The sequence below is a fragment of the Peptidiphaga sp. genome, assembly GCF_057238965.1.
This window is the reverse complement of sequence record NZ_DBHHEV010000025.1, coordinates 1-4,361: the sequence shown is the minus strand read 5'-3', so window position 1 is coordinate 4,361 and position 4,361 is coordinate 1. Positions and strand designations below refer to the sequence as shown.

At 63.9% G+C, this 4,361-nt stretch carries 4 protein-coding genes; all 4 read left to right on the top strand.

Features of this window, described 5'->3' with window-relative positions; all coding sequences use genetic code 11:
• The first annotated feature begins 467 nt into the window (after positions 1 to 467).
• Positions 468 to 1,700 carry a CaiB/BaiF CoA transferase family protein gene (locus ACO48X_RS04565; RefSeq protein WP_485000953.1) on the top strand — a complete coding sequence of 411 codons (1,233 nt, stop codon included), beginning with the start codon at positions 468 to 470 and terminating at the stop codon, positions 1,698 to 1,700.
• A gap of 29 nt (positions 1,701 to 1,729) precedes the next feature.
• Positions 1,730 to 2,524: an acyl-CoA dehydratase activase gene (locus ACO48X_RS04560; RefSeq protein ID WP_485000952.1), complete on the top strand. Its 795-nt coding sequence runs from the start codon at positions 1,730 to 1,732 to the stop codon at positions 2,522 to 2,524.
• A gap of 11 nt (positions 2,525 to 2,535) precedes the next feature.
• Positions 2,536 to 3,867: a 2-hydroxyacyl-CoA dehydratase subunit D gene (locus ACO48X_RS04555; protein ID WP_485000951.1), complete on the top strand. Its 1,332-nt coding sequence runs from the start codon at positions 2,536 to 2,538 to the stop codon at positions 3,865 to 3,867.
• A 2-nt stretch (positions 3,868 to 3,869) separates the two neighbouring features.
• Positions 3,870 to 4,361: 2-hydroxyacyl-CoA dehydratase (locus ACO48X_RS04550; RefSeq protein ID WP_485000950.1), on the top strand; the 492-nt coding region annotated here is incomplete at its 3' end.

The window sequence follows — 4,361 nt, the reverse complement described above, 5'->3', positions numbered from 1 at the left end:
CGTTTATGGTTTTCGGCGAAATGTCGCCAAATAACTCCAACCGCACGCCCCCTTAGCGGACCGATTCGGTCCGAATTGGGACCAAAGGTTACGGGGCTTCCCCGGCCTCGATGTTAGCGTGATCACGCAGGGACTATTCCACGGCATTCGGCCAAAGACGGGCGATTCACCGGGGCGAGCACAGCCAATCTGGCGCGGTCGGCCGGGACGGACGCAGCGGAATGGAGGATCACCGGCAACGCAGCCGCGCGTGCTCAGCGACGAGCCGCACACGTCTGGCAGAGCCCTCCGGCGGAAGGCACAAGCCGTCCGCCGGGCGATCCGACGCCCTAAAAACTTCCATACGCATACAAACTAAATCAGGAAGGAGCCGCGCGGGGCGTCACGCCGCCGTCCACCGCACGGACGGCGTCGGCAGACGCTCACTGGCAACGCGTCCGCGCGCGGATCCGAAAGGAGACCTCGGAATGTCAAAGAAGCTGCTCGAAGGCGTCAAAGTCATCGAACTGGCGAACTTCATCGCGGCCGCCACGGCCGGCCGTTTCCTGGCCGACCAGGGCGCGACGGTCATCAAGGTCGAGTCCGCCAAGGGCGACCCCCTGCGGTTCACGGCCCCCTCGGAAGGCCGACCCCTCGATTGGCACGAGAACACCACGTGGGAGCTGGAGAACGCGAACAAGCTCAACATCTCCATCAATACGAAATCGGAGGAGGGGCGCGAGGCCCTCTTCGCGCTGCTCGAAGACGCCGACGTCCTCATCACAAACTGGCGCCAGGGCCCGCTCGAGCGCCAGGGCCTCGACTACGAGAGCCTGAAAAAGCGCTTCCCCAAGCTCGTCTACGCGATCTGCACGGGATACGGCGAGAAAGGACCGGACAAGGACCTGCCCGGATTCGACTTCACCGCCTTCTTCGCCCGCGGCGGCTACCTGGAGACGCTTCGTCAAAAGAGCGGCCTGCCCATGAACGTCGTCCCGGGAACCGGCGACCACAACGTCGGAATGAACCTGGCCGCCGGCATCCTCGCGGCGCTCTACCATGCGCGGGAGACCGGGCAGGGCGAGAAGGTCGAGTCCTCGCTCTTCGAAACCGCCGTCTTCAACCTCGGCATGGCCATTCAGGCGGCGCAATACAAGGACATCGGCAAGGCATTCCCCATCGACTCCAGCGACTACGACAACCCGCTGCTGTCCTCGTGGCCCACGAAGGAAGGGCGCTACATCCAGACCTGCATGCCTAATTACAACCAGTACTTCAAGGTCTTCATCGCCACGATCGGCCACCCCGAGCTCGCCGACGACGAACGCTACTTCCCCATCCAGAACCTGCAGGCGAACGGCCTGGGGCCCAAGCTGCACAAGCTCATCTCCGAAACGTTCATGACCAAGACGGTCGACGAATGGCGCGCGCCGCTGGTGGAGGCGGACATCCCCTTCTCCCTGGCGCAGTCGCTCACCGACATCCTCGACGACCCGCAGGCCTGGGACAACGACTGCTTCACCGCCTTCGAATACGAGAACGGCAACACGCGCACCCTGGTCCACCAGCCCGTCCGCTTCGCCGAGCAGGGCAAGCCCGTCTACACCCGCGGGCGCTTCCCCGGCGAGGACGGCCCCGAGATTCTGCGCCAGCACGGCTACTCGCAGGAGCGCATCGACAAAATGCTCGCCGACGGCTCCCTCTACGTGTGGAGCGAGTGAGCGCCGGCACGCAGGGAATGAGAGGAAGCATGAGCAAGAGCTATTTGGGCGTCGACGTCGGCTCGACCACTTCGAAATGCGTCGTCATCGACGACGACCGGGCCGTTCTCGGCATGTCCCTGGTGACCGAGGGAATCGGCACCGAGGGCTCGACCAAAGCCGTCGCCGAGGTCCTCGAACAGGTCGGCGTGCGGCGCGAAGACATTTCCAAGACGGTGGCCACCGGCTACGGGCGGAAGATCTTCCCCGATTCGGACAGGAAGGTCTCCGAGCTCTCGTGCCACGTCAAGGGCGTCTTCTCCCAAGTGCCCGAAGCGCGAACGCTCATCGACATCGGCGGGCAAGACGCCAAGGTCATGTCCATCACCGAGTCCGGGATCATGACCAACTTCCAGATGAACGACAAATGCGCAGCCGGCACCGGCCGCTTTCTCGACGTCATGGCGAGGATTCTCCAGCTCGACGTCGCCCAGCTCGAAGGCGAGTACTTCAAGGCGGCCAAGCCCTCGAAGATCTCCTCGACCTGCACCGTTTTCTCCGAGTCCGAGGTCATCTCCCAGTTGGCCTCGGGCGAGAAGCGGGAAGACGTCGTCGCCGGAATCTGCCAATCGGTGGCAACCCGCTTCGCCTCGCTCGTCATGCGCGTAGGGATCACGCCCACCCTGTGCATGAGCGGCGGCGTCGCCAAGAACGGCGGCGTGCGCGACGCACTGGAAAAGGAACTGGGACTTCAGATCGTCTGCCCTCCCAACGCGCAATACATGGGGGCGCTCGGCGCCGCTCTGTACGCGTGGGAGACGGAACACGGAATCATTCGTTTGTAAGGAGAAGTGCGATGGCACAACAAACAACGACGGCGCAGCAGCCAGCTGAGGCGGCGGGCCAAGCGCCCGATCATGCCTCCGCGCAGGCGCCGGGCCAGGCGCAAGCCAAGGCGCCAGAGCAGGCGCCGGCCCGCCCGCGCAAGAAGCTCGACCCGAATTCGGCGAAGTACAAGCTCAACGCGATCGTCGCCGAGCATTACAAGTCGGCTTTGGAGGCGAAGGAGCGGGGTGAGAAAGTCGGCTGGTGCGCCTCGAACTTCCCGCAGGAGATTTTCGAGACGCTCGGCGTGAAGGTCTGCTACCCCGAGAACCACGCGGCCGCCACGGCGGCCCGGGGCGGCGGTGAACGCATGTGCAACATCGCTGAGGCGGCGGGCTATTCGAACGATCTGTGCGCGTACGCCCGCGTCAACCTGGGCGTCGCCATGACCGGCAAAGCCGAAGAACAGCCCATCCCCATGCCGGACTTCATGCTGTGCTGCAACAACATCTGCAACACCATGACGAAGTGGTACGAGGAGCTCGCCAAGATGCTCCACATACCGATGATCATGATCGACGTCCCGTTCAACCCCGACTACGACGTCTCGCCTGCCCAGATCGAGTACGTCAAGGGGCAGTTCATGGACGCGATCCGCCAACTGGAAGAGATCACCGGGAAAACTTGGTCGGAAGAGCGCTTCGCCGAGGTCATGGCAATCTCCAACCGCACGTCGCGCGCCTGGCTCAAGGCCGCCAGCCTGCTCAAGCACACCCCGGCCCCCTACAACGGCTTCGACCTCATGAACCACATGGCCGTCGCCGTGTGCGCACGCGGAAAAGTGGAGGCGGCAGAGGCCTTCGAAACCCTGTGCGAGGAGATCGAGGCCGCGGTCGCCGAAGGCAAGACGACGTTCCGCGGCGAAGAAAAGCACCGGATCATGTTCGAGGGCATCGCCTGCTGGCCCCACCTGAGGGTCACGAACACGGCCCTGCGCGATCTGGGGATGAACACCGTGGCGACGATCTACGCCGTCGCCTTCGGCATGCTGTATGAGGACTTCGACGGGCTCATCCGCGCCTACTGCTCGGTGCCCAACTCGGTGAACCTCGAAAAGGCCCGCGACCAGCGCATCGAGCTGGTCAAGAGCCAGAACGTCCAGGGAATGCTGGTGCACACGAACCGCTCGTGCAAGCTGTGGTCGGGATTCATGTCCGAGGCCTCGCGCCAGGTGTGCGCCGAGTGCTCCATTCCCCTGGCCTCGTTCGACGGCGACCAGGCCGACCCGCGCAATTTCTCCGAGGCCCAGTACGAGACTCGCGTGCAGGGCCTGGCCGAAGTCATGGAAGAGATGGGATTCTAATCATGTCGAGATTCGAAGAGCTAGCCGAGGAATTTGCGAGGATCGCCAACGACCCGCGCGGTCAATTCCAGGGTTTCCTCGATTCGGGGAAGAAAGTGGTGGGCTGCGTCCCCGAGTTCACGCCCGAAGAGCTGGTCCATGCGATGGGCATGGCGCCCTTCGGCATGTGGGGCGCCGACGCGAAGGTCACGCGCGCCCGCACGTATTTCCCCACCTTCTATTGCGGGATCGTGCAGACGGTCCTCGACCTCGCGCTCATGAAGAAGTACGAGGGAATGTCCGCCGTCATCATCCCCACCCTGTGCGACACCCTCAAGGCGCTCACGCAGAACTGGCAGCACGGGGTGGACGGCGTCCCGTACATCCCGATGACCTACCCGCAAAACCGCAAGCCCGCCTACGGCCAGCAATTCACCAAGGAGGGCTACGAACGCGTCATCCGCGATCTGGAGCGTTGCACCGGGGCCGAATTCTCCGACGAGGCCCTCGGCAAG